At 61.5% G+C, this 25,502-nt stretch carries 18 protein-coding genes and 1 riboswitch; of the genes, 11 read left to right on the plus strand and 7 right to left on the minus strand.

The window, feature by feature from the left end; translation table 11 throughout:
* Nucleotide 1: 1 nt before the first annotated feature.
* Together ybaL and alaS are read right to left on the minus strand one after the other, a co-directional pair.
* Nucleotides 2-1,693, minus strand: coding sequence for a YbaL family putative K(+) efflux transporter (ybaL, locus tag AB8A27_RS16150; RefSeq protein WP_441242763.1), 1,692 nt, complete (start codon nt 1,691-1,693; stop codon nt 2-4).
* A gap of 235 nt (nt 1,694-1,928) precedes the next feature.
* On the minus strand, nt 1,929-4,610 hold the full coding sequence (gene alaS / locus AB8A27_RS16155; RefSeq protein ID WP_441242764.1) for an alanine--tRNA ligase: 2,682 nt from the start codon (nt 4,608-4,610) through the stop codon (nt 1,929-1,931).
* A gap of 234 nt (nt 4,611-4,844) precedes the next feature.
* A riboswitch (glycine riboswitch) is annotated at nt 4,845-4,939 on the plus strand.
* A gap of 142 nt (nt 4,940-5,081) precedes the next feature.
* Between alaS and gcvT the strand changes: the two genes are divergently transcribed.
* The 3 genes from gcvT (at nt 5,082) to gcvP (ending at nt 9,585) form a co-directional block, all read left to right on the plus strand.
* Nucleotides 5,082-6,230 carry a glycine cleavage system aminomethyltransferase GcvT gene (gcvT, locus tag AB8A27_RS16160; RefSeq protein ID WP_441242765.1) on the plus strand — a complete coding sequence of 383 codons (1,149 nt, stop codon included), beginning with the start codon at nt 5,082-5,084 and terminating at the stop codon, nt 6,228-6,230.
* 11 nt (nt 6,231-6,241) lie between these two features.
* On the plus strand, nt 6,242-6,607 hold the full coding sequence (gene gcvH / locus AB8A27_RS16165) for a glycine cleavage system protein GcvH (protein WP_441242766.1): 366 nt from the start codon (nt 6,242-6,244) through the stop codon (nt 6,605-6,607).
* A gap of 113 nt (nt 6,608-6,720) precedes the next feature.
* Nucleotides 6,721-9,585: an aminomethyl-transferring glycine dehydrogenase gene (gcvP, locus tag AB8A27_RS16170; protein WP_441242767.1), complete on the plus strand. Its 2,865-nt coding sequence runs from the start codon at nt 6,721-6,723 to the stop codon at nt 9,583-9,585.
* A gap of 50 nt (nt 9,586-9,635) precedes the next feature.
* On the opposite strand, the gene AB8A27_RS16175 is transcribed toward gcvP, so the two are convergent.
* Nucleotides 9,636-10,808 carry a M20 aminoacylase family protein gene (locus tag AB8A27_RS16175; RefSeq protein WP_441242768.1) on the minus strand — a complete coding sequence of 391 codons (1,173 nt, stop codon included), beginning with the start codon at nt 10,806-10,808 and terminating at the stop codon, nt 9,636-9,638.
* Between the two features lie 166 nt (nt 10,809-10,974).
* Between AB8A27_RS16175 and AB8A27_RS16180 the strand changes: the two genes are divergently transcribed.
* The 5 genes from AB8A27_RS16180 (at nt 10,975) to AB8A27_RS16200 (ending at nt 15,355) form a co-directional block, all read left to right on the plus strand.
* Nucleotides 10,975-12,594, plus strand: a complete 1,620-nt coding sequence (locus AB8A27_RS16180; RefSeq protein ID WP_441242769.1) for a GMC family oxidoreductase — start codon at nt 10,975-10,977, stop codon at nt 12,592-12,594.
* A 77-nt stretch (nt 12,595-12,671) separates the two neighbouring features.
* Entirely contained in the window at nt 12,672-13,622 is a 951-nt protein-coding gene (locus tag AB8A27_RS16185) for a metallophosphoesterase family protein (RefSeq protein WP_441242770.1), read from the plus strand.
* 12 nt (nt 13,623-13,634) lie between these two features.
* A complete protein-coding gene (locus tag AB8A27_RS16190) occupies nt 13,635-13,964 on the plus strand; it encodes a cupredoxin domain-containing protein (protein ID WP_441242771.1) in 330 nt (109 codons plus the stop codon).
* Between the two features lie 78 nt (nt 13,965-14,042).
* A complete protein-coding gene (locus tag AB8A27_RS16195) occupies nt 14,043-14,606 on the plus strand; it encodes a sigma-70 family RNA polymerase sigma factor (protein ID WP_441242772.1) in 564 nt (187 codons plus the stop codon).
* A complete protein-coding gene (locus tag AB8A27_RS16200; protein ID WP_441242773.1) occupies nt 14,603-15,355 on the plus strand; it encodes an anti-sigma factor family protein in 753 nt (250 codons plus the stop codon). The genes AB8A27_RS16195 and AB8A27_RS16200 overlap by 4 nt, the downstream gene beginning before the upstream one ends.
* A gap of 3 nt (nt 15,356-15,358) precedes the next feature.
* Here the strand turns inward: AB8A27_RS16200 and hpnO are convergent, their stop codons facing one another.
* Nucleotides 15,359-16,750, minus strand: coding sequence for an aminobacteriohopanetriol synthase HpnO (gene hpnO / locus AB8A27_RS16205; protein WP_439064412.1), 1,392 nt, complete (start codon nt 16,748-16,750; stop codon nt 15,359-15,361).
* A 99-nt stretch (nt 16,751-16,849) separates the two neighbouring features.
* On the opposite strand from hpnO, the gene AB8A27_RS16210 reads away from it, so the two are divergent.
* On the plus strand, nt 16,850-17,557 hold the full coding sequence (locus AB8A27_RS16210; RefSeq protein WP_441242774.1) for a DUF2147 domain-containing protein: 708 nt from the start codon (nt 16,850-16,852) through the stop codon (nt 17,555-17,557).
* Here AB8A27_RS16210 and AB8A27_RS16215 read toward each other — a convergent pair.
* On the minus strand, nt 17,547-20,135 hold the full coding sequence (locus AB8A27_RS16215; protein WP_441242775.1) for an MMPL family transporter: 2,589 nt from the start codon (nt 20,133-20,135) through the stop codon (nt 17,547-17,549). The genes AB8A27_RS16210 and AB8A27_RS16215 overlap by 11 nt on opposite strands.
* Nucleotides 20,136-20,529: 394 nt before the next feature.
* On the opposite strand from AB8A27_RS16215, the gene ispH reads away from it, so the two are divergent.
* Both ispH and hpnH read left to right on the plus strand, forming a co-directional pair.
* Nucleotides 20,530-21,474 (plus strand): 4-hydroxy-3-methylbut-2-enyl diphosphate reductase, encoded by a 945-nt coding sequence (gene ispH / locus AB8A27_RS16220; protein WP_441242776.1) that lies wholly within the window; start codon nt 20,530-20,532, stop codon nt 21,472-21,474.
* A 42-nt stretch (nt 21,475-21,516) separates the two neighbouring features.
* Nucleotides 21,517-22,686 carry an adenosyl-hopene transferase HpnH gene (hpnH, locus tag AB8A27_RS16225; RefSeq protein ID WP_441242777.1) on the plus strand — a complete coding sequence of 390 codons (1,170 nt, stop codon included), beginning with the start codon at nt 21,517-21,519 and terminating at the stop codon, nt 22,684-22,686.
* Nucleotides 22,687-22,790: 104 nt separating this feature from the next.
* Here the strand turns inward: hpnH and AB8A27_RS16230 are convergent, their stop codons facing one another.
* Complete coding sequence (locus AB8A27_RS16230) at nt 22,791-23,525, minus strand: phosphorylase (RefSeq protein WP_441242778.1); 735 nt, start codon at nt 23,523-23,525, stop codon at nt 22,791-22,793.
* Nucleotides 23,522-25,495, minus strand: a complete 1,974-nt coding sequence (gene shc / locus AB8A27_RS16235; RefSeq protein WP_441242779.1) for a squalene--hopene cyclase — start codon at nt 25,493-25,495, stop codon at nt 23,522-23,524. The genes AB8A27_RS16230 and shc overlap by 4 nt, the downstream gene beginning before the upstream one ends.
* Between the last annotated feature and the right edge of the window lie 7 nt (nt 25,496-25,502).

Raw genomic sequence — 25,502 nt, forward strand, 5'->3', positions numbered from 1 at the left:
ATCAGATGGCGCCAGTCGCGCCAATCTGCAGCAGCATTGCCTTGGCGATTTCCTGCTCGCCCATGATCACGACGTTGGCGCCGTGATGCTTGAGGTGCGCGACCTCTTCCTCGGAATGCGCACGTGCAATGATCGGAAGCGTGGGGCTGAGCGCGCGGGCCTTGGCAACAATCTGGCCGCCTTCGAATGCGTCGGGGATCGCAACCAGCAAGCCCTTCGCTCCCATTACATTCGCGGCCTGCAGCATATCCGGCGCTGCGGCATTGCCGGTGATCACCTCGACGCCGAGACTCTGCAGGCGCTCGACCACGCCGGGCGTGTCCTCGATCACCAGCAGCGGCGTGTCGTTCTGGCGCAACGCTCTGCTGACCACGCTGCCGACACGGCCATGGCCAACCAGCACGACGTGATCCTTGAGCTCGGTCTCCGGCAACGGCACGCGCGGAACCGCTTTTTCCTTGCTGTCCACAGCAACGACTTCACTCGCCGCCGCGGCTTTCGCGTCCTTGTCGGCCAGCAAACGGTCTAGCAGCGCGAAGAACAGCGGGTTGAGCATGATCGAGATGATCGCGCCGGCCAGCACGAGATCACGGCCACGATCGGGCAACAGGCCGAGACCGACCCCGAGGCTGACGAGAATGAAGGAGAATTCGCCGATCTGCGCCAGCGATGCGGAGATCGTCAGCGCGGTGGATGCCGGATAGCCGAACAGCCTAACGATGCCGAAGGCCGCCGCCGACTTGCCGAACAGGATGATGAACACTGTGGCGAGCAGCGGCAGCGGCTCGCGCAGGATGATCGCCGGATCGACCAGCATGCCGACCGAAACGAAGAACAGCACCGCAAACGCGTCGCGCAACGGCAGCGTCTCGTTGGCGGCGCGCTGGCTGAGTTCGGATTCGCTGAGGATCATGCCGGCGAAGAAGGCACCGAGTGCGAATGACACGTCGAACATCAATGCTGCGCCGAACGCCACGCCGAGCGAAATCGCGAACACCGCGAGACGGAACAATTCACGCGAGCCGGTATGCGCCACGTAATGGAGCAGCATCGGGATGACGCGGCGGCCGACGACAAGCATGAAGATGACGAAGCCCGTGACCTTGCCGAGGGTGATCAGCACGGGCATGGCCAGCGACGACATGCTGGCACCATTGCCCTCGCCCTTCAGCAGGCCCGCGATCGCCGGCAGCAGCACCAGCGTCAGCACCATCGCAAGATCCTCGACGATCAGCCAGCCGATCGCGATGCGGCCACGTTCGCTGTCGAGCAGACGGCGCTCCTGCAGCGCACGGAGCAGCACCACTGTCGATGCGACTGAGAGCGCGAGGCCGAACACAAGGCCGCCACCGAATGACCAGCCGAGTGCCTCGCCAAGGCCGATACCAAGCAGCGTTGCCACGGCGATCTGCACGATCGCGCCGGGGATCGCGATATTCTTGACCGAGAGCAGATCCTTCAGCGAGAAATGCAGGCCGACGCCGAACATCAGCAGGATGATGCCGATTTCCGCTAGTTCATTGGCGATATTCTGGTCCGCCACATAGCCGGGCGTAAACGGCCCCATCAGCACGCCAGCGAGAAGATATCCAACCAACGGTGAAACGCGAATGCGCTGCGCAACCAGACCGAGAATGAAAGCCAGCACGAGGCCGACGACGACTGTCGAAATCAGGGGGGTGTTGTGCTCCATGTCGCTTTTTGCCGCATGGACGCGTGGGATACCAGCCTCGTCAGAGGCTACTCATGGTCGCAGCGTCAACCGGTCACGTCATCGCGAGGAGGGGTTGCGATTGTCTCGCTGTCATTCCGGGGCGCACGCAGCGTCAGCTGCGAGCGAATCCGGAATCTTGCAATTGGGAAGCTCATATCGAGATTCCAGGTTCGCATTCTCAGCTTCGCTGAGCGCGCGCCCCGGAATGACGAACCTATTTCGCAATCGCCGCTTCGATCGCCTTCAGCGCATCGTCAGCCTTGGCGCCGTCCGGACCACCGGCCTGTGCCATATCAGGACGTCCGCCGCCGCCCTTGCCACCGAGGGCTTCGGAGGCGAGCTTCACCAGATCGACGGCGCTGAAGCGCTTGGTCAGATCTTCGGTGACGCCAACCACAACGCCGGCTTTGCCGTCTTCGCCGACATTGATGATCGCGACCACGCCGGAGCCGAGCTGCTTCTTGCCGGCGTCAGCCAGGCTCTTGAGATCCTTCATCTCGATGCCCGACACGCTCTTGGCCATCAGCTTGACGTCGCCGACGGTCTTCACGTCCGCACCGCCACCAGTCGTCGCCGACGCACCAGTCGCCGCGCCGCCGCTCATGGCGATGGTCTTTTTCGCTTCCGAAAGCTCGCGTTCCAGCTTCTTGCGCTCATCCATCAGCGCGGCGATGCGCGCCGGCATGTCGTCGAGCGTGGTGCGCAACTCGTTCGCCGCGGTCTTCGCGAGCGCGATCGTCTCGTTGGCATGATGCCGCGCATGATTGCCGGTCAGCGCCTCGATGCGGCGCACGCCGGATGACACGGCACTCTCGGCTGTGACCGAGATCATGCCGATATCGCCGGTGCGCTTTACATGGGTGCCGCCACAGAGTTCGACCGACCAGCCGAGTGCGTTACTGCCCGAGTCGCGCGGCATCTGGCCCATCGACACAACGCGGACTTCGTCGCCGTATTTCTCGCCGAACAGCGCGCGGGCGCCGGCCTCGCGGGCATCGTCCACCGCCATCAGGCGCGTGGTGACGGCATCGTTTTCCAGGACGACATTGTTGGCGATGTCCTCGACGCGGCGGAGCTCATCCGCTGTGATCGGCTTCTGATGCACGAAGTCGAAACGCAGGCGATCTGGCGCCACCAGTGAACCGCGCTGAGCGATATGGTCGCCGAGCACCTGACGCAGCGCTTCATGCAGCAGATGCGTCGCCGAATGATTGGCACGGATCGACGAGCGACGGGTGTGATCGACGTCGAGCGCCAGCGCCGCGCCAACTTTCAGCGCGCCCTGTTCGACCTTACCGATATGCGCAAACAGATCCCCGGCGCGCTTTTGTGTTTCGGTGACGCGGAAGGTTACACCCTCGCCCGTGATCACACCGGTATCGCCGACCTGACCGCCAGATTCCGCATAGAACGGCGTCTGGTTGAGGATGATCGCGCCAGTATCGCCGGCCTTGAGGCTGTCGACCTCCTTGCCGTCCTTCACGAGCGCAGTGACCGCGCCTTCGGCGCTCTCGGTCTCGTAGCCGAGGAATTCCGTAGCCCCGAGCTTTTCGCGCAGCTCAAACCAGATCGCCTCGGTCGCGGTTTCGCCGGAGGAGAAGCGCGACGCGCGGGCCTTGGCCTTCTGCTGTTCCATCGCATCGGTGAAGGACGCGATATCAACAGAGATGCCGCGGTTACGCAGTGCGTCCTGTGTGAGGTCGAGAGGGAAGCCATAGGTATCGTACAGCGTGAACGCGGTTTCGCCGTCGAACATGTCGCCTTTCTTCAGCGATGCGCTCTTCTCGTCGAGAATGCCGAGGCCGCGGTCCAGTGTCTTGCGGAAGCGCGTCTCTTCGAGGCGCAGCGTCTCCTCGATCAGGCTCTCGGCGCGCACCAGCTCCGGATAGGCCTGCCCCATTTCGCGCACCAGCGCCCATACCAGGCGCCACATCAGCGGCTCCTTGGCGCCCAGCAACTGGCCGTGACGCATGGCGCGGCGCATGATCCGGCGCAGCACATAGCCGCGGCCTTCATTCGATGGCAGCACACCGTCGGCGATCAGGAACGATGAGGCGCGCAGATGGTCGGCGATGACGCGGAGCGAGGCCTTCATCGGCCCCTGCGGATCGGCGCCGGTGAGATCGGCGATGGCGCGGATCAACGCGACGAACAGGTCGATGTCGTAATTGTCATGCTTGCCCTGCAGCACCGCAGCAATGCGCTCAAGGCCCATGCCGGTATCGATCGACGGCTTCGGCAGCGAGACGCGGCTGCCCGGCGCAATCTGGTCGAACTGCATGAAAACGAGATTCCATATCTCGATGAAGCGGTCGCCGTCTTCATCGGGCGAGCCGGGAGGGCCGCCGGGAATCCTGTCGCCATGGTCGAAGAAGATTTCCGAACACGGCCCGCATGGACCGGTGTCGCCCATCTGCCAGAAATTGTCCGAGGTCGGGATGCGGATGATCTTGGAATCCGGCAGGCCGATCTTCTTCCACAGAGCGAAGGCTTCATCGTCCTCGGAATAGACGGTGACCAGCAGGCGATCCTTCGCAAGGCCATATTCCTTGGTGATCAGGTTCCAGGCGAGCTCGATCGCGCGTTCCTTGAAATAGTCGCCGAACGAGAAGTTGCCGAGCATCTCGAAGAAGGTGTGATGGCGCGCGGTATAACCGACATTGTCGAGGTCGTTGTGCTTGCCGCCGGCCCGGACGCATTTCTGCGAGGTCGTGGCGCGCTGATAGGGCCGCTTCTCGATACCGGTAAAGACGTTCTTGAACTGCACCATGCCGGCATTGGTGAACATCAGCGTGGGGTCGTTGCGCGGCACCAGCGGCGACGACGACACGATGTCGTGACCATTCGCCGCGAAGTAATTCAGAAATGCCGACCTGATCTCGTTAACGCCGCTCATATCAGTCCCATTGCGCCCAAGACTTGTTACGTCGAAGACTTGGCGCCTAAAAATCGCCCACGGCCCTGCCGTCGGCCAATGCCACAACCGGTTGCTTTTAGACCGGCGGGACTAGGGCTGTCCAGAAACTGTGCAAGGGGATCAGGGGCTTGCCGCAACAGCACAGGGCCGTTGATAGGTGCTGCAACCGCGTTGACAGATTCAGGGAACGCATGCTCTTGTGCCGGCGTTGAATGACGTCACGTCGGGAGAGACTGGCCCCTGTTTGGGCCGGCGCCGAAGGAGCAACCGCCCCGGAAACTCTCAGGCAAAAGGACCGCGTGACAGGTTAGCATCTGGAAAGAGATGCCTTTGGGCCCGAATGGGCCGATGGCGTCCGCCGACGGGATAATACTCTCAGGCACAGCGACAGATGGGGCTCGTACAGGCACTCCGGGAATGGTCCCGGGGAACCCGCGAGGACCCGTCACCATGCTAGCGACCGATAAACCCTCAATTTTGAAACAAACGCCGCTGCACGCCCTCCACGTCGCCCGTAGCGGCAAGATGGTGCCCTTCGCCGGTTATGACATGCCGGTGCAATACTCGACCGGCGTGCTGAAGGAGCACCTCCACACCCGCACGGCCGCCGGACTGTTCGATGTCTCCCATATGGGTCAGCTCACCTTGCGAGCGAAGTCCGGCAAGCTCGAAGACGCCTCTTTGGCACTCGAGAAACTCGTGCCGATGGACATTCTGGCGCTCGCTCCCGGCCGCCAGCGCTATGCCCAGTTCACCAATGAATCCGGCGGCATTCTCGACGACCTGATGGTGGCGAATTTCGGCGATCACCTGTTTCTGGTCGTCAACGCTGCCTGCAAGGAGGAAGACGAGGCGCACCTCCGCGCGCATCTCTCCGACGCCTGCATCATCGAGACCCTACCCGACCGTGCGCTGATCGCCTTGCAGGGTCCGAAGGCGGCGGACGTGCTGGCAAAGTTCTGCCCGGAAGCGCCGGCGATGAAGTTTATGGATGCCGGCCCACACAGCGTTAACGGCGTCGCCTGCTTCGTCTCACGCTCCGGCTATACGGGTGAAGACGGCTACGAGATCTCGATCCCCGCCGATCAGGCCGAAGCCCTCACCACGACCCTGCTCGACCATGCCGACGTGCTCCCGATTGGCCTCGGCGCCCGCGACAGCCTGCGTCTCGAAGCCGGGCTGTGCCTCCACGGCCATGACATCGACACCACAACCACGCCTATCGAAGGCGGGTTGAACTGGTCGATCCAGAAGAGCCGTCGCACCGGCGGCGCCCGCGCGGGCGGCTTCCTCGGCAGCGACAAGATCCTGGCGCAGCTCGATGGCGGCGCTCCGCGCAAGCGCATCGGTCTGCTGCCGGAAGGCCGCGCGCCCGTGCGCGAAGGCGTGCTGCTATTTGCGGACGCGACCTCCACCGAATCGATCGGCAGCGTCACCTCGGGCGGCTTCGGCCCCAGTCTCGGCGCGCCAATTGCAATGGGCTATCTGCCCAGCGCGCAGGCAGCCGACGGCACCACCGTCTATGCCGAGCTTCGCGGCCAGCGGATGCCGATGAAAGTTTCACCCATGCCCTTTGTCCCCCACAGCTACAAGCGTTGAGGAACTGCCCCATGACCATCCTGTACACCGAAGACCACGAATGGCTTGATATCACCGGCGACATCGTCACCGTCGGTATCACCGATTACGCACAGTCGCAGCTCGGCGATGTCGTGTTCGTCGAACTGCCCAAAGTAGGCCGCGCGCTGAAGAAAGCCGAAGCCGCCGCCGTGGTCGAATCGGTCAAGGCCGCTTCCGACGTCTATGCGCCGATCACCGGCGAAGTCGTGGAGATCAATGACGCGCTCGCAGCCGAGCCCGCGCTGGTGAATTCCGACGCCGACGGCAAGGCGTGGTTCTTCAAGCTCAAACTCGCCGACAAGAGCGAGCTTGATGGCCTGATGGATGCCGACGCCTACAAAGCCCACACCGCGTAGTCGTCATGCCCGGCAAATGCCGGGCATCCACGTCTTGGCCGCAAGCGAAGACGTGGATGGCCGGGACAAGCCCGGCCATGACGAGCTTCTGAAATTCGCTCGAGGAACAACAGATGATCCTGAACAAAGCTTCCGGCGACGTCGCCACCGATTTCGTCCGCCGCCATATTGGCCCTTCGCAAGCCGATATTCGTGTGATGCTTGAAACGGTCGGTGCGAAAAGCCTGTCCGCACTGATGGGCGAGACGCTCCCTGCCTCAATTCGTCAGAAGACGCCGCTCGATCTCGGCCGCGCGCTCAGCGAAACCGAGGCGCTGGCGCATATGACCGAGATGGCGGCCAAGAACGCGGTGTTCACATCGCTGATCGGCCAAGGCTATTCCGGCACAGTTCTGCCGACGGTGATCCAGCGCAACATCCTGGAGAACCCGGCCTGGTACACGGCCTATACGCCGTATCAGCCGGAGATCAGTCAGGGCCGGCTCGAGGCACTGTTCAATTTCCAGACCATGATCTGTGACCTTACCGGTCTCGACGTCGCCAATGCATCGCTCCTCGATGAAGCCACTGCCGCCGCCGAAGCCATGGCGCTGGCCGAGCGCGCCTCGAACGTTCAGACCAAGACCTTTTTCGTCGATCATGAAGTTCATCCGCAGACGCTGGCGGTACTGCGCACCCGTGCCGAGCCGCTCGGCTGGAAGCTTCAGATCGGCAATCCGCTGACCGATCTCGACAAAGCCGATGTGTTCGGCGCGATCCTGCAATATCCCGGCACGACCGGCACCGTGCGCGACTTCAAGCCGGCCATTGCGGCGCTCAAAGCGAAGGGGGCGCTCGCCGTCGTCGCCGCTGATCTGTTGGCGCTGACGCTGCTGGCCTCGCCGGGCGAACTCGGCGCAGACATCGCGATCGGCTCGGCGCAGCGCTTCGGCGTGCCGATGGGCTATGGAGGTCCGCATGCCGGCTACATGTCGGTGCGCGACGCGATCAAGCGCTCGATCCCGGGCCGCCTCGTCGGCCTCTCCATCGATTCCCGCGGCGAGCCCGCCTATCGTCTGGCGCTGCAGACCCGCGAGCAACACATCCGCCGCGAAAAGGCGACGTCGAATATCTGCACCGCGCAGGTGCTGCTTGCCGTCATCGCGTCGATGTATGCGGTCTATCACGGCCCAGAAGGCCTCAAGCACATCGCCCGCATGGTCCATCGTCGCACACTGGTGCTGGCCGCCGGTCTGAAGAAGCTCGGCTTTGCCCCACAAAGCGAAGCATTCTTCGACACGCTTACCGTGACAGTCGGTGACAAGCGCGACGGCATCATTGCTGCAGCCCAGTCCGAAAAGATCAATCTCCGCATCGGTGATAGCACGATCGGCATCGCGCTTGATGAGACCACGACGCCGGAAACCGTCGAAGCCATCTGGCGCGCCTTCGGCGGCAAGCTTGGCTATTCAGACGTCGAGCATGGGGTCAGCGACGCCCTGCCCGCCTCGCTGAAGCGCAGTTCTGCCTTCCTCACGCATCCCGTCTTCCACAGCCATCGCTCCGAGACCGAACTCCTCCGTTACATGCGGAAGCTCTCGGACCGCGACCTGGCGCTCGACCGCGCGATGATCCCGCTCGGCTCCTGCACCATGAAGCTGAACGCGACGACCGAGATGATGCCGTTGACCTGGCCCGCCTGGGGCTCGCTGCATCCATTCGTGCCTCGCGAACAGGCCGGCGGCTATCACCAGCTTTTCACGACACTGGAAAAGTGGCTGTGCGACATCACCGGTTATGACGCTGTGTCGCTGCAGCCGAATTCCGGCGCGCAGGGCGAATATGCCGGCTTGCTCGCGATCCGCGCCTATCACGCGGCACGCGGCGACAGCCATCGCAATATCTGCCTGATCCCGTCATCGGCGCACGGCACCAATCCGGCCTCGGCCAGCATGGTCAATATGGATGTAGTTGTCGTCGCGTGCGACAAGCGCGGTGACGTCGACGTCAACGACCTGCGCGTCAAAGCGGAGAAACACGCTGCCAATCTCGCGGCGATCATGATCACCTATCCCTCGACCCATGGCGTGTTCGAGGAGCATATCCGCGAGATCTGCGAGATCGTTCACGCCAATGGCGGTCAGGTCTATCTCGACGGCGCTAACATGAATGCGCAGGTCGGCCTGTCGCGCCCCGGTGACTACGGTGCGGATGTCAGCCATCTCAACCTGCACAAGACCTTCTGCATTCCGCATGGCGGCGGCGGCCCCGGCATGGGCCCGATCGGCGTCAAGGCGCATCTGGCACCCTATCTGCCCGGTCATCCCTCGGCCAACGGCGATGTGCCGGTCGGCCCGGTGTCGGCCGCCCCCTACGGTTCGGCTTCGATCCTGACGATCTCCTACATCTACATCCTGATGATGGGCGGCGCAGGCCTCACCTCGGCCACCGAACTCGCGATCCTCAACGCGAACTACGTCGCCACGCGACTGCATCCGCATTTCCCGGTGCTATATCGTAACGAGAAGGGACGCGTGGCGCATGAATGCATCATCGATCCGCGCGCATTCAAGACATCAGCTGGTGTCACCGTCGACGACATCGCCAAGCGCCTGATCGACTACGGTTTCCACGCGCCGACCATGAGCTTTCCTGTGGTGGGGACGCTGATGATCGAGCCGACGGAATCGGAATCGAAACTCGAACTCGATCGGTTCTGTGAGGCGATGATCGCGATCCGCAAGGAGATCGTGGATATCGAGAGCGGCCGCTGGACCGTCGAAGCCTCGCCGCTGCGCCACGCGCCGCATACGGTGCATGACATCGCAGACGACGACTGGAAGCGCGCTTACACCCGCGCCGAAGGCTGTTTCCCGGCCGGCACCTCGCGCACCGACAAGTATTGGTGCCCCGTGGGCCGTGTCGACAACGTCTATGGCGACCGAAATCTAGTGTGCTCGTGTCCGCCGATGGAAGACTACGCGCAGGCTGCGGAGTGACGATAAAAAGCCACCCGCGAGAAATCGCGGGTGGCTTTTTATGGCGTCGGTCAGGCCGCCAGGGTGGCCTCGACCAGCTTCACCCAATAGGACGTGCCATAGACGATCGCATCGTCATTGAAGTTGTAGGCGGGGTGATGCAGCCCGGCGCTGTCGCCGTTACCGCAGAAAATGAAGGCGCCGGGGCGCGCTTCCAGCATGTAGGCAAAGTCTTCGGCGCCCATCACCGGCGGCATGTCGATATTGACCTTCTCGGCACCGGAGATTTCGCTGGCGACGCGCACAGCCATGTCAGTCTCGGCGCGATGGTTGACCACGACGGGATAACCGCGGTCATAGTCGAGCATGATCTTCGCGCCGGTCTGCAGCGCGACGCCGTTGACGACCTCGTTCATGCGCTTCTCCATGAGATCGCGCACTTCGGAGTTTAACGTTCGCACGGTGCCGCGCAGCTCAGCGGTCGCCGGGATGACGTTGCTCGCATGCCCTGCATGGAATTCGCAGATCGACAGCACCGCGGATTCCAGGGGATTGACGGTACGCGAGACGATCGTCTGCAGCGCCATCACGAGCTGCGAGCCGACCAACACGGAATCGATGGTCTTGTGCGGGTAGGCAGCATGGCCGCCCTTACCCTCGATCTGGATCGAGATGCGGTCCATCGCCGCCATGATCGGACCCGGGCGCAGCGCAAAGGAGCCTATCGGCATGCCGGGATTGTTGTGCATGCCATAGACCTGGTCAATCTTGAAACGGTCCATCAGACCGTCCTTGATCATCGCCGCAGCACCCGCACCGCCCTCTTCCGCCGGCTGAAAGATGACCACGGCATCGCCGGCGAAATTACGTGTTTCAGCGAGATACTGTGCCGCGCCCAGCAGCATGGACGTGTGACCGTCATGACCGCAGGCATGCATCTTGCCAGCAGTCTTCGAGGCGTAAGGCAGATTGGTCTCTTCCTCGATCGGCAACGCGTCCATGTCGGCACGCAGCCCAATCACCTTGTGCTCGCCGGAAGCCGGCTTGCGGCCCTTGATGACGCCAACGACACCGGTTCGTCCCAGGCCCGTCACAACTTCGTCGCACCCGAACTCCTTCAACCGCTCCGCCACGAAGCCCGCGGTCCGGTGCACGTCATACATCAGCTCGGGATGGGCATGCAGATCACGGCGCCAGGCCATGATTTCCGGTTGCAGATCGGCGACACGATTGATGATGGGCATGGGTCAGGATCTCGATGCAGTGGGACGGCGATGTCCTTGTCTAGCATGTCGCGTGCCAACGGCCCACCCCACCGGTCCCACAGCGCGCTGTACAGACGCCCGTGGCCTCGCTAATCCCTTTCGACACGGCAGGTGAGACCGTGGAACGGAATGCGGCGGGGAAACGATGACTACACGGCTCGAGGGTGATTTCGATTATATCGTGATTGGTGCGGGTACCGCCGGTTGCATCGTCGCGAACCGCCTGTCGGCAGATCCGGGCAAGCGCGTCCTCGTCCTGGAGGCCGGCGGCAACGACAACTGGATCTGGTTTCACATTCCCGTCGGCTACCTCTTCGCCATCGGCAATCCCCGCTCCGACTGGATGTTCCGCACCGAGCCGGAGCCCGGTCTCAATGGCCGCGCGCTGGCCTATCCACGCGGCAAGGTGATCGGTGGCTCCTCCGCGATCAATGCGATGATCTCGATGCGCGGCCAGGCGGCCGACTACGATCACTGGCGACAGCTCGGCCTCAATGGCTGGGGCTATGACGATGTGCTCCCGGCTTTCAAGAAATTGGAAGATCATTTCCTGGGTGCCAGCGAACATCACGGCGCGGGTGGCGGCTGGCGCATCGAAGAGCCGCGGCTGTCCTGGAAAGTACTCGACGCCGTCGGCGATGCTGCGGCCGAAATGGGCATTCGCAAGACCGCCGATTTCAACACCGGCGATAATGAAGGCATCGGCTATTTTCACGTTAACCAGAAGCGCGGTCGCCGCTGGTCGTCGGCCCGGGGCTTTCTCAAGCCTGCACTGAACCGCCCCAACCTGCGGCTCGAAACCAAAGTGATGGTCGACCGCCTGATCGTCGAAAATGGCCGCGCCGTCGGCGTGCGCTTTACCCAGAACGGCCAGCAGATGGAGGCACGTGCCAAAGGCGAAGTCATCCTGTGTGCTGGCGCCGTCGGCTCACCACATCTGTTGCAGCGCTCCGGCATCGGACCCCCGGAGTGGCTGTCAGCCGCTGGCGTCGATATCACGCTCGACCGTCAGGGCGTCGGTCGCAACCTACAGGACCACCTGCAGCAGCGTGCGATCTACAAGGTCTCCGGCGTGCGTACGCTGAACGAGACCTACTACAATCTGTTCCGCCGCGGCTGGATGGGCATCGACTACGCGCTCCGTCGCCGAGGGCCGCTCACCATGGCACCATCGCAGCTTGGCATCTTCACGCGCTCCGACGCTCATCGCGAACGCGCCAATATCCAGTTTCACGTGCAGCCGCTCTCGCTCGACAAGTTCGGCGATCCGTTGCATCGGTTTCCGGCTATCACCATTGCTGCCTGCAATCTGCAACCAACATCGCGCGGCGAGATCAAACTACGCTCGGCAAAGCCCGATGACGCACCGGCAATTGCTCCGCACTATCTCTCGACGGACGACGACCGTCAGGTCGCTGCCGATGCGATCCGCGTGACGCGCAAGCTGATGAAGCAAAAGGCGCTCGCCGCCTATCATCCCGAAGAATATCTGCCGGGGCCATCGGTGGGCGACGACGCAGCGTCCCTGGCCAAGGCTGCCGGCGATATCGGCACCACCATCTTCCATCCTGTCGGGACTGCGAAGATGGGCACGGCCTCGGATCCGACCGCCGTAGTGGACGAACGGTTGCGCTTTTTCGGGATCGCCGGGCTGCGCGTCGTCGATGCCTCGGTAATGCCAACAATTACGTCGGGCAATACCAACACGCCGACCGCGATGATCGCGGAAAAAGGCGCATCGATGATCATCACGGATTCGCGATAACCTCGTTCAGCGGGAATAAATTTCCGCATTCGCCGATCCAGTCTCCGTAGCCCAATCCAGGGCGATGGAGATTCGCGATGAGTGCATTTGACCACGATCATTCCCAGGACGACCCGAGGCTAAGTCGCCGAAAGGTACTGGAGTGCATGACCTGGGCCGGCACCGGCGTGCTCTGGAGCATTTCCAGAGGCGTTCCGCACGCTCTTGGGCTGATCGATTCAGCACAAGCGGCAGAGCCCACCGGCCTGACGTTCCTGCAGATCAGCGACAGCCATATCGGCTTCGACAAGCCAGCCAATCCCAACGCCATCGGCACGCTTGAGGAAGCCATCGGCCGGATCAAAGCCATCCCGGTGAAGCCGTCGTTCATGATCCATACCGGCGATATCAGCCACCTCTCCAAGGCCTCCGAGTTCGACGATGCGGACCGCATCATCTCGCAAGCGCGGCTCGATGTGCATTACGTCCCGGGGGAACATGATTTCATCGACGAGGAGGTCAAGCTCTACCGCGAGCGCTACGGACGCGGGACCAAGGGCTCCGGCTGGTATTCCTTCGACGCGAGCGGCGTGCACTTCATCGGACTCGTGAACGTCGTCGATCTCAAAGCCGGCGGACTCGGAAACCTGGGCGCCGAACAACTCGCATGGCTCGAAGACGATCTTCGCGGCCGATCGAAATCGACACCTATCGTGGTGTTTGCGCACATTCCGCTCTGGACGGTCTATCCGACCTGGGGATGGGGCACGGAAGACGGAGCGCGCGCGCTGGACTATCTCAAGGGCTTCGGCTCAGTCACCGTGCTGAACGGCCATATCCATCAGGTGATGCAGAAAGTGGAAGGTAACGTCACGTTCCACACCGCACGCTCAACTGCGTTTCCACAGCCGGCACCGGGGACAGCGCCCTCACCCGGGCCCATGAAGGTGGCCGACGACAAATTACGCAGCCTGCTGGGCATCGCCAGCATCATCTTCAAACCCGGCGATGAACGCCTCGCCATCATCGACACACCGTTGCAGGGCTAGGGGCATCGCAACATGACATCCGTCGCCTTACGCAACATCTGCATCCGTATTGCCATTTCCGCTGTCATGGCTTCCGGCATGACAGCGGCGCGCTGCGAAGACCTCGCGGTGATGATCGACAACTTCACCTTCGAGCCTGCGCAGCTCACGATCAAGGTCGGCACGACCGTCACCTGGAAGAACCGGGACGATATCCCTCACGCCGTGGTCTCAGCCGGAAAATTCAGGTCAAAAACGCTCGACACCGGCGACAGCTATTCCTTCACGTTCACGTCACCGGGTGACTACACGTATTTTTGCTCACTGCATCCACATATGACGGGGATGATCAAGGTTGAGTAGCAGCCAAAACCAAGGCATCACAACGATGCCCGGCCTCTGGAAACCCGGCAGCCGGGCATCGGCCGCAAGGACAAGTCGATGCCAGCGCACAGGGCTGACGACGATGGCGAAAGGACGCGCCGTTTTCGCGAGGTCGCGCTGCCATGCCTCGACGACGTCTATACGCTGGCCCGCTATCTGCTGCGCGATGCCGACGCCGCCGAGGACGCCGTACAGGAATGCTATCTGCGCGCGCTAAAACACTTCGACAGCTATCGTGGCCCTGCAATCAAACCATGGTTGTTCGCCATACTGCGCAATATCTGCCATGCGGAGTTCGCCCGCCGCATGAACTCACCAACCGCGATCGCCGAAATCGACGACGCAGAGTCGCAGGAAGCCGCGCCGCTCTGGCATGAGGCACAAGCTTCACCGGAAGCGGAATTGCTCCGACGTCGCGATGCCACGACGGTTCAGCGTCTCGTAAGTACGCTCGCCGAGCCGTTCAGGGAAATCCTCGTGCTGCGAGAAATGCAAAACCTGTCTTACCGCGAGATTTCCGACATCGTCGGCGCGCCCATCGGCACCGTGATGTCACGCCTCGCCCGGGCACGCGCGATGCTCCGGATCGCATGGATGGCTGAAGAGGAGCCGCACAAATGACCTGCGACGAGGCCGAGATCCTTCTTCACGCATTGCTCGATAACGAGCTCGATGCCGGGCATGTCCGCGAGGTCGAGGCGCACATTGCCACGTGCCAGCGCTGCGCTGCTCAATTGAAAGCCTATCGCGACATGCGATCCGCAATGGCCGCCAGCGATCTGCATTTTACGGCGCCCCCACAGCTACGCCACCGCGTCGAAGCAGCGCTCCCCAAGGCTCGCGCGCCAAACCGTCGCGCCGTGCTGAAAGGCTTCGCGATGGGATCGGTATTGTCCGCCGTAGCTGCGACCGGCCTCGTCGTGATCGTGCTTCGCCATGAAGACGAGCAACGCATTCTTTCGGATGTGGTGTCGGCGCATCTGCGCGCTCTGCAGGCGGGCCATCTCACCGACGTGCTCTCCACCGATCAGCACACGGTGAAGCCCTGGTTCAACGGTCGGCTTGACGTGGCGCCACCGGTCGTCGATCTCACCGCGCAGGGTTTCACGCTGATCGGCGGGCGGCTTGATTATGTCAATGGACGAACGATCGGCGCCATCGTCTACCGGCGGCGCACCCATGTGATTAATCTGTTCGTTGCACAGACGACAAATGCAGAATCACGCGTGGCCAGGATCGAGACCGTTCAGGGCTTCAACATTCGCCACTGGAGCGAGCGCGGCCTGACTTACTGGGCAGTCAGCGATTTGAACGCCGATGAACTTGCCGATTTCGGCAGCAAGGTTGAACGCGCAACGGGGGCGAGCTGAAACCTAGGCTGACTTCCGCACGGCGTTGTCGACCAGCGTCTTGCCGAGCGACCAGATCGCACCAGGAACCTTATGGCTATCGGCAATCACGGTGCGGAACGAGTTCTCGATCCACTTGCCGTCGTCCTCGGTGACCACCAGGGGCGGCAGCAGCTTGATGGTGTGACTGCCGTGGCCGGAGACCTGGGTCAGGATCTTCTGCTCCTTGAACAGCGGCACGGTGATCAACTGGCAGAACAGGCCTTTGCTGGCCGACTCCAGGATGTTCCATGATGCCTTGAGACGAAGCGACTTCGGCGGGCCGAATTCGACACCGATCATCAGACCCTTGCCGCGCACTTCCTTCAGAAGCTCGAATTCGGGAATCATGTTCTGCAGAGCGAGCCGCAATTCGGCACCGCGCTTGGCCGCGTTCTCGACCAGCTTCTCATGCTTCATGATCTCCAGCGTAGCAATGCCGGCGGCCATCGCCAGATCGTTCTTGCCGAAGGTCGAACCATGGACCAGCGAGCGATCCATACGGTTGAAGATCTTGTCGAAGATGCTTTTTCGCGTCAGCAGCGCGCCAACAGGAACATGACCTCCAGATAAAGCCTTGGCGAGAAGGATCATGTCGGGCTCGACATTCCAGTGCTCGATCGCCAGAAATTTTCCGGTGCGTCCGAGGCCGGTCTGGATTTCATCGGCGATGAACAGCGTGCCGTATTTGCGGCACAGCGCAGCGGCGCCCGACAGGAATTCATCGGTAGGCAGGTTGACGCCCTTGCCCTGGATCGGCTCGACGATGAAGCCCGCGACCTGTTTCGAGGACAGCGCTTTCTCCAGCGCTTCGAGGTCGTTGAACGGCACCGTGGTGCAGCCCGAGAGCAATGGACCGAAGCCGGTGCGGAAATTGGTGTCGTCGGTCAGCGATAGCGCGCCATAGGTCAGTCCGTGATAGGCATGATCGCAATATACGATCCCATCGCGACCGGTCGCATTGCGGGCGAATTTGATCGCGGCCTCGACAGTTTCCGCGCCCGAGTTCGCGAAAAACACCTTGTCCATATACGGGACGTTTTCCAGCAGCTTCTCGGAGAGGATACCTGCGAGTGTGGAGACGTCCATTTGCACCAAATTGGGCATATCGGCGTCGAGCACGCTTTTGAGCGCATTCCGCATCACCGGATGGTTCCGGCCAATCGCAAAAACGCCAAATCCGCTCAGTAGATCGAGATAGCGGGCGCCGTCCCGATCGAACAAATACTGGCCGGTGCCCCGCTGAAAGCCAACGTCATATCCGATGGTCTTGAGGACTCGAACGAGCTGTTCATTAAGATGGCGCGTATGCATCGAGCTACGCTGCGCCTCCCGTTCAACAAACATCTCGGAAACGTCTAGATTCGGATATACCATGAGTTACATACGTCGGTTGATGGTCGCTTCGTCAACTGAAAACCGTAAATGCGGCGATTTGACTTCGCCGAGAACCGCTACTTAAGCATAGGTCTAAACATGTTGCAGCGCCCACGCATTACTACGCGCAGTCTCACATATTGCGGAATCATTTTTTCAGCAGGTCTGTTTTCGGCAGGGCTGTCACCCGCATTTGCAGCAGACCCGACCGGCGATTGGAAGGTCGAAGATGGCGTGGCCCATATCCGTGTTGCCGAATGCGGCGGCAGCATGTGGGGTGCCGTAGCCTGGGAAAAGACCCCCGGCGGTATCGACAAGAACAATCCCGATGCCACCAAGAAGGCGCGTCCCACTCTGGGCATCGTGACGTTGCTGGACATGAAAAAGAATGCCGCAAACGACAAGTGGGCGGGTCAGGTCTACAACGCCAAGGACGGAAAATTCTATAAATCGACGATCAAACTCGGTGATACGGCTGATGAACTTGAAATTGAAGGATGCGTCCTCGGTTTCCTGTGCGGCGGCCAGACCTGGACGCGCGTAGGCCCGTCGATTCCGTCGAGCCCCTCGAACCTCACCGCCAAGGGCGCCCTGCCCAAGGCGGGCGCTACCACCGGCGGCAAGATGGCCCCGGCGGCTACTCCGACGGCTGCTGCTGCACCCAAGGCTGCACCGGCTCCTGCTGCCGGCGCCCCCAAGGCCACCGCTCCAGCCGGTCAGAAAACCGCCGCAGCAACGGCGCCGGGACAGCCGGCCGATATCGGCGATATCTGCCTGCTGCCCGAGATCAACAAGGTCACTCACTAGTCTCGCGCGGCTTACCCATGAGAGCCGGCTGGAATAGCAGCACGGCCGCCAGCGTCACAACAAAGGACATCGCGAGCAGTTTACCCATGCTCGCGGTGCCCGGATGGTTCGACAGCCACAGGCTGCCGAACGCCGTGGCAGTCGTCAGCGCGCTGAAGAAAATCGCGCGTGTCAACGATGACTGCAGCAGGTTCTTGTAGCCCGCCCGCCACGCCGTCACATAGTAGATCTTGAACGCCACGCCGACGCCGAGCAGCAGCGGCAGCGCGATGATGTTGGCGAAGTTCAGCGGCAAGCCGATCAACACACAGATCTCCAGCGTGACCGTTCCTGCCACCAGCAAGGGAACGATAGTCAGCAACACATCGCTGATGCGCCGCAAAGCCAGCCACAGCAACAACGAGATCGAAAGCAGCGCCCAGATGCCCGCATGAATGAAAGCGGTCACAATGGTGTCGCCCGACTTCAGGATCGAGATCGGACCACCGACGGCAAGCGGCTCGGACTTCAACACGGCATCAGCGAATTTGCGCAACGTGTCATTATCGTTCGGATCGCCATTGGGCTGCGCTTCAACACGGATCTGGCCATCCTTGGTCTTCCAGGAATTCACCAGTTCGGGCGGCAAGGTTTGCAAACTGATCGGGCTCGCCTGCATCAGATTACGCAACTGCCCCAGTGCGAGCTTGAGCGGCACCACGAAGGTCGCCTGCACCTGATCGCGCACAGGCTGGCTAGCATCAGCGGTTTTGGCCAATGCATCCGCCAAACGCTTGGCGGCGACGGCGCCGGGACTGGTCTGCGTTCCCGCAAGTTTGCGCAGGCTCGCTGCCGAGTCCTTCAGAGAAGTGACGTTTTCCGCATCGGTCGGCGCCTTGTCGATCGACTCGGGGTTCAAGGCCGGCTCGAGAATCTTCGCGCCTTCCTGAATCGCCTTCAGCTTGGCAGGCTGATCCTCAGGAACAAAGCTGGCGAGTGAAATCGTACGAGCCACTTCCGGAAGCTTGGAAAGACGTTCTTCGACCTGCTTCGCAGCAGCTTCGTTTGGCGTCATGATGTTGACCGCATTGGCGCCAGTGTTCGGATCCTTGCGCAGATCGAGGAAAGTCGCGATCGACTCGACATTCGGATTTCGCAAATTGATCGGATTGAAGTCGAACTTCAGGAAGTAGAGCAGCGGCAGACCGGCGATCGTGAGCGCCAGTGTGATGCCGATAATCCAGAAGCGCTTTTCTTCCAGGAAACGGTCAACAGGCGCCAGGAACGCATAGCCAACGGGCTCCTTTTCGCCGGCGGGATTCAAGAGGTCGAGCAGTGCCGGCAGAACTGTGATGCTGGTCAGGAACGCGATCATCATGCCGGCGCCGGCGATCTTGCCGAGTTCGGACACGCCTTTGTAATCGGTCGGCAGGAACGACAGAAAACCGGCAGCCGTTGCGAAAGCGGCGAGCGACAGCGGCACTGCGCAATATTCGGCGGCCTTCGTCAGCGCCATCGGCAGGTTGTCATTCTTGTAGCGCTCCGAGCGGTAACGCACGCTGAACTGAATGCCGAAGTCGACGCCGAGGCCAACGAACAATACGGCAAATGCAATCGACAGCAGGTTCAGTGACCCCACCATCATGAGACCGACGGCGGTCGTTGTGGCGAGGCCCACGAACAGCGTTGCGAACACGGCGCCGATGATCTTGGCCGAATGCAGCGCCATCCAGAGGATCACCAGCACGATCAAAACCGTACCGATCCCGTTGACGACGGCGCCATCCTGCACAGTGGAGAATTCCTCATTGGCGATGGGGACCGGGCCGGTCAACCGTACGCGTGCGCCGTATTCGCCAGCGATGTTCAGGTCGATGGCAGCCTGCCGGATCGCATCGGTCGCGGTCTTGCCGGGTTCAAGCGCGTTGAAGTCGAGGATAGGCTTGATTTCGATGAAGCCACGCTTGTCGCCATCTGTCAGAGGCTTGTCGCTGACCAGCCCGCGCCATGAGAAGGTGCCCTTGCCGTTTTTCAGCACGTCCTCGATGGTCTGCGAGACGGCATTAAAGGTTGGCGCTGCTGCATCGAGCTGAATCTGCCCGCGACGAATGCCGGTGAGGCCGGTTTCCAGCGCGCCGGTGAGACCGCGCAAACTGGGATCTCCGGCCATGATTTCGATCAGGGGAGCAGCTTGCTGGAACTGGCCCGTCAGTTGCGCAACTTCCTTGGTCGGCAGGAATAGCAAGCCGTTCTTCTCGAAGAACGCTCCACCATCCAATCGGCGAACCGAGTCGAAATCCGTCTTGTTGGTGACCAGCTTCGCTTCCATGGCATTGGCTGCGGCACTGGCGAATTCAGGTGTAGGCGCCTCAACCACCGCGATGATCAGGCGCTCCTGGTCGAAAGCCTTGTCGAAGGCAATGTCGCGCTGACGCCAGTCGAGATTGGGCGAGATCAGCTTGTTGATGTCCGTATTGATCGAGAAATTCTTCGCCGTGTAGTAGCTCGCGCCAATCGAAAGAAGCACACAAACGAGCACCACCGGCAGAGCAAATCGGGTGCAGAAGTTCACGATCGAGACGACAACTCTTGTCAGCACGCTTTTTCTTTCTATTTGGACGAGGCTCGCAAAGAATGCGGTTCACGAGTGAGGGTTCCGCAAACCATTACTTTCGCATTGGATGCGCTTTGCTTTCAGCAATGTGATGGGATGGCATAAAACGTGCTGATCACCGTAGCAACGGCCGTGTTAGCGACGCCCCGTCGCGCCGTAAAGTGACGAACAAGTGAGAGTTTTCAGGTTCTTGGGGCGCAACCGCAAGATATTACCGCAACCCGGCCAGTCGTCGCAAACCACGTTTTCGGTTCGTGATTGCATACTGAGTGATTTTTGTCACACAGAACGCCTCACATATCCAGCTGGGCTGGATATGTGCCTGATTGTGGTACAAAATTACGGATTGTACCGGAATCGATTATGGACTTTGTACCACGTGCTTGATCGTCGTCCCCTTGAAATCTTCCTGGCTCAGCCGCGCGGCTTCTGCGCGGGCGTCGTGCGTGCCATCGAGATCGTCGAGCGTGCTCTCGAACGCTATGGGGCGCCGGTCTATGTGCGCCATGAGATCGTCCATAACAAATACGTGGTCGAGAGCCTGAAGGCCAAGGGCGCCATTTTCGTCGAGGAACTCTCTGAAGTGCCGCCGAACGCCATGACCGTCTTTAGCGCTCATGGCGTCGCCCGGAGCGTCGAGGAAGAAGCGGCAACCCGTGGCCTGCCTGTTTTGGATGCAACCTGTCCGCTTGTTACCAAGATCCACAACCAGGGCAAGCGGTATATGTCCAAGGGCCGTAAGGTCATCCTGATCGGTCACGCAGGCCATCCGGAGGTCGACGGTACCATGGGACAGGTGCCCGGCCCCGTTTACCTTGTTCAGAGCGTCGAGGACGTCAAGGCACTGACGCTGCCACCGCAGGAACCGGTCGCCTATATTACCCAGACGACCCTCAGCGTGGATGACACCAAAGACATCATTTTGGCCCTGGAACAGCGTTTCAGTGACATTGAAGGCCCCGATACCCGCGATATCTGCTATGCAACACAAAACCGCCAATCTGCGGTAAGAGACCTCAGCAAGCTCGTGGACGTCATTCTGGTCGTCGGGGCGACCAACAGTTCCAACTCGAACCGGTTGCGGGAAATTGGCACCGAAGTCGGTGTCCCGAGCTACCTCATTGCCGATGGCAGCGAACTCAACCCCGCTTGGTTGAAGGACGCGCGTGCCGTAGGCATCACGGCTGGCGCATCCGCGCCAGAAGTGCTTGTAGATGACGTGATCGAGACCTTGCGGCGGATCGGACCGGTTGCGGTGTCGGTGTTGCCCGGACGTGAAGAGAATATCGAATTCAAGCTACCCGCCGAACTGACCGCGGTTTGATCCACCTTCGTCACGATGTGATGCGCAGAGAGAAAATACGAAATGGCCATTCCATTCTTTAAAGAAATGAAAATCGGCTCCTATCTATTGAAGAAGAAGCTGACCGGCCAGAAGCGCTATCCGCTCGTGCTGATGCTGGAACCCCTCTTCCGCTGCAACCTGGCCTGCGTCGGCTGTGGCAAGATCGACTATCCGAACGCCATCCTGAATCGCCGCATGTCGGCGCAGGAGTGCTGGGATGCTGCGGACGAGTGCGGCGCGCCGATGGTTGCGATTCCGGGCGGCGAGCCGCTGATCCACAAGGAGATCGGCGAGATCGTACGCGGCCTGGTCGAGCGCAAGAAGTTCGTCTCGCTCTGCACCAACGCGCTGCTGCTGGAGAAGAAGCTCGACCTGTTCACCCCGTCCCCCTACCTGTTCTTCTCGGTGCATCTCGACGGCCTCAAGGACCACCACGACAAGGCCGTGTCGCAGGAAGGCGTGTTCGACAAGGCCGTCTCCGCGATCAAGGCTGCGAAGGCCCGCGGCTTCACCGTCAACGTCAATGCGACGATCTTCGACGGCCACGCCGCCGAGGACATTGCCAAGTTCATGGATTTCACCGTCGAGCTCGGCGTCGGCGTCTCGATGTCGCCGGGTTACGCCTATGAGCGCGCACCGGATCAGGAGCACTTCCTGAATCGCACCAAGACCAAGAAGCTGTTCCGCGACGTCTTTGCGCTCGGCAAGGGCAAGAAGTGGAACTTCATGCATTCCGGCCTGTTCCTGGACTTCCTCGCCGGCAACCAGGAATACGAGTGCAAGCCGTGGGGCATGCCCGCGCGCAACATCTTCGGCTGGCAGAAGCCCTGCTATCTGCTCGGCGAAGGCTACACCAAGACCTTCAAGGAGCTGATGGACACCACCGATTGGGACACCTACGGCACCGGCAAGTACGAGAAGTGCGCCGACTGTATGGCCCATTGCGGCTATGAGCCGACCGCTGCCGATGAGGCGCTCAGCAATCCGTTCAAGGCGATGTGGGTGGCAATGCGCGGCGTGAAGACGTCGGGCCCGATGGCCCCGGAACTCGACCTCAGCAAGCAGCGCCCGGCGCAGTATGTGTTCTCGTCGGAAGTGCAGAAGCGCCTGTCGGACATCCGCAAGGAAGAAGCTCTCGCCGCTGCCGCCAAGGCCGAGGAAAAGGCCCAGAAGGCTTCGACCGCCGCCTGAGCGATTTCAGATCGGACATCAAAAAGGGCGCGATGCAAATCGCGCCCTTTTTCTTTGCAACGATGATGGTGCAGAACGGCCTGTAAGGCCCCTCAGAGCCTTGCTCAGACGTCCGCCGAAACCAGGTTGGTGTGCCCGAGCAGATAGCTGCGGCAGTCGCGCAGGCTGCGCAGAGCGCGATTGAAGTCGCGCCCGGTCGAGACAAGAGCACGAATCACCAGCGGATTGCGTGCGATGCCGCGCAGCACCTTGCGCAGATCGACATCGCCATTTGGCTTGATGGCCGTGGTCGCGATTTCCGGCAGTGCGCGATGGGCGGGATCGCTGACCACGCGCAGTGCGGCAAACGGCAGTCCGGCCATAGCGGCGAACTCGGCGGCGATGTGGCTTTCCATATCGACGGCGGCGGCACCAAATTCCGAACGCAGCGCGGCCTTGCCGGCCTGCCCCGTCACGACTTTCTCGACACCGACCAGACCGCCGCGAAACACTTTCTGGCGGCCGACGCCGGCACCGGCGATCAGTTCGTCGCTAAGGACTTCAGAAGCCGACCAACGGCTGTTGCCGGCCACCACTTCCGTGGCCACGACGACAGCGCCTGATTTGAGATCGGGATCGAGGCCACCGGCAACGCCGAAGCTGATGACGCCGCGGATGGTCATGGGGTCGAAGTCAGCCAGCAGGCTGCGGAGCTGGACGGGGTCGCTTGAGCTGCAAATGACGGTCATTCCCGGCCCGGCAGCGATCTTCGCCTCCTGGACCAGCCCCGTGACGATCAATACCGGCCGCGGGTCGATTGTATCGCCCGCGGTCGAAATGCCCCCATCGCCCAAAATCACATCCCAACCCCTACGGTCTTGCTGTTGGTGCTCTTCAAATTCCGGAACCGCGCCAACGCCCAGAGCGGGAAGAATTTCGAGTAGCCATGATAACGCAGATAAAACACACGGGGGAAGCCGGTGGCGGTGTAACGGGCCTCGTCCCAGAGTCCTTTTTCCGTCTGTGTGTCCATCAGGTACCGCGTTCCACGGGCAACAGCCGGATGATCGACCTCGCCTGCCGCCATAAGCGCAAGCAAGGCCCATGCCGTTTGCGACGACGTGCTGGGAGCCGCCTCGAATCCCTTGTAATCGAGTCGGTAGCTGACCGCATCCTCGCCCCAGCCGCCGTCCTCGTTCTGGATCGACAGCAGCCAGGCCACCGCCTTGCGGAACGCCGGATCCTGGTGGTCGATGCCAACAGCGTTGAGAGCGCACAGCACCGACCAGGTGCCGTAGATGTAGTTCAGGCCCCAGCGGCCATACCACGAGCCCTCGGCGAGCTGGGTACGGCGCAGATATTCCACACCATCCGCCAGCGGCTTTGAGGTCTCGACGGTGTCGCCAAGCTGCGCCAGCATCGAGACACAACGCGCGGTGACGTCCTCGGTCGGCGGATCGAGCAGCGCGCCGTGGTCCGAGAACGGGATGTTGTTGAGATAATATTCGAGGTTATCGACCTCGAACGCCGCGAAGCCGCCGTCGCTGCTCTGCATGCCCAGGATCCACTCCCGGCCGCGATCGAGCGCAACGTCGTATTCCTTGCCGCCGGTCTGACGGCGCGCGCGGTCCATCGCCATCATCACCACAGCCGTGTCGTCGAGATCCGGGTAATACGCGTTGTTGTACTGGAAGGCCCAACCGCCCGGACGCAGATCCGGCCGCTTCACCGCCCAGTCGCCCTTCACGTCGAGCACCTGCTTTGTCGCCAGCCAGTCGAGACCTTTTTTCGCCGGACCGAACGCTTCATCGCCGCCGGTTTCCAGCATCGCATGCGCGGTCAGCGCGGTGTCCCACACCGGCGATACGCAAGGCTGGCAATAGGCTTCGGCCTCTCCGACAATCAGAAGCTTGTCGATACCACGGCGCTGGACGGCGCGCGGCGGATAATCGGCGGGGAAGCCGAGCACTTCATACATCATGACCATATTGGCCATCGGCGGATAGATCGCGCCGAGGCCATCTTCGCCGTTCAGGCGCTCTTCACAAAATTCGACGGCTTTCGCGATCGAATGGGCGCGCAACTTCTTCGGAAAATACGGCTCGGCGACGCGGAGCAGAATGTCGATGCCGGTGAAGAAGGCGAACATCGCGCGACTCTGATGCGGCGCACATTTGATGCCACCGACCCTGGACGGATCTTCCAGGAATAGCTCGTCGATGCCGACGCCCTTCTTGTTTTGCGCGCGCGGCTTCAGCGCTGCGAGCACCATGAGCGGCACGATCGTGGTGCGTGCCCAATAGGACATCTTGTTGAGGTGGAACGGAAACCACATCGGCAGCAGCATGATCTCGACTGGCAGCACAGGCGTGGCGCGCCAGGGGATGATGCCGAACATCGCGAGCAGGAAGCGCGTGAAGACGTTGACGTTGACGGCGCCGCCGCGCGAGCGGATCGCCTCGCGAGCGCGGATCATATGCGGTGCGTCGGCCGAATCGCCGATCATCTTCAGCGCGAAATATACTTTCACGCTGGCGCTCATGTCGAAGTCGCCGTCCTGCACCAGCGCCCAGCCGTCATGCTTGCCCTGGGTGCGGCGAAGATAGTTGGCAATCTTGCCTTCGAGCTCGGCATCGACGGGCTCGCCGAGATAATGCCGCAGCAGGACGTATTCTGACGGGATCGTGCCGTCGGCTTCGAGCTCAAATACCCAATGGCCGTCAGGCTGCCGGAACTTCAGCAGGCTCTGCTTCGCCGAAGCGATGCTCGTCTCGAGCGCCGCGTTTTGAATTGTGATCTCTGGACTGACCGAATGCATCTCGCTCGCCATATCTCCG

Source organism: Tardiphaga sp. 768_D3_N2_1 (assembly GCF_052076105.1).
Taxonomy (GTDB): domain Bacteria; phylum Pseudomonadota; class Alphaproteobacteria; order Rhizobiales; family Xanthobacteraceae; genus Tardiphaga.

What these genes read in the sequence shown, in the direction of transcription:
- alaS (WP_441242764.1), bottom strand. Translation starts at nt 4,610, where the DNA reads ATGAGCGGCGTTAACGAGATCAGGTCGGCATTTCTGAATTACTTCGCG.
- AB8A27_RS16200 (WP_441242773.1), top strand. Translation starts at nt 14,603, where the DNA reads ATGACCTGCGACGAGGCCGAGATCCTTCTTCACGCATTGCTCGATAAC.
- hpnO (WP_439064412.1), bottom strand. Translation starts at nt 16,750, where the DNA reads ATGGTATATCCGAATCTAGACGTTTCCGAGATGTTTGTTGAACGGGAG.
- gcvT (WP_441242765.1), top strand. Translation starts at nt 5,082, where the DNA reads ATGCTAGCGACCGATAAACCCTCAATTTTGAAACAAACGCCGCTGCAC.
- AB8A27_RS16175 (WP_441242768.1), bottom strand. Translation starts at nt 10,808, where the DNA reads ATGCCCATCATCAATCGTGTCGCCGATCTGCAACCGGAAATCATGGCC.
- AB8A27_RS16190 (WP_441242771.1), top strand. Translation starts at nt 13,635, where the DNA reads ATGACATCCGTCGCCTTACGCAACATCTGCATCCGTATTGCCATTTCC.
- AB8A27_RS16185 (WP_441242770.1), top strand. Translation starts at nt 12,672, where the DNA reads ATGAGTGCATTTGACCACGATCATTCCCAGGACGACCCGAGGCTAAGT.
- AB8A27_RS16180 (WP_441242769.1), top strand. Translation starts at nt 10,975, where the DNA reads ATGACTACACGGCTCGAGGGTGATTTCGATTATATCGTGATTGGTGCG.
- shc (WP_441242779.1), bottom strand. Translation starts at nt 25,495, where the DNA reads ATGGCGAGCGAGATGCATTCGGTCAGTCCAGAGATCACAATTCAAAAC.
- AB8A27_RS16195 (WP_441242772.1), top strand. Translation starts at nt 14,043, where the DNA reads ATGCCAGCGCACAGGGCTGACGACGATGGCGAAAGGACGCGCCGTTTT.
- hpnH (WP_441242777.1), top strand. Translation starts at nt 21,517, where the DNA reads ATGGCCATTCCATTCTTTAAAGAAATGAAAATCGGCTCCTATCTATTG.
- gcvH (WP_441242766.1), top strand. Translation starts at nt 6,242, where the DNA reads ATGACCATCCTGTACACCGAAGACCACGAATGGCTTGATATCACCGGC.
- gcvP (WP_441242767.1), top strand. Translation starts at nt 6,721, where the DNA reads ATGATCCTGAACAAAGCTTCCGGCGACGTCGCCACCGATTTCGTCCGC.
- AB8A27_RS16210 (WP_441242774.1), top strand. Translation starts at nt 16,850, where the DNA reads ATGTTGCAGCGCCCACGCATTACTACGCGCAGTCTCACATATTGCGGA.
- ybaL (WP_441242763.1), bottom strand. Translation starts at nt 1,693, where the DNA reads ATGGAGCACAACACCCCCCTGATTTCGACAGTCGTCGTCGGCCTCGTG.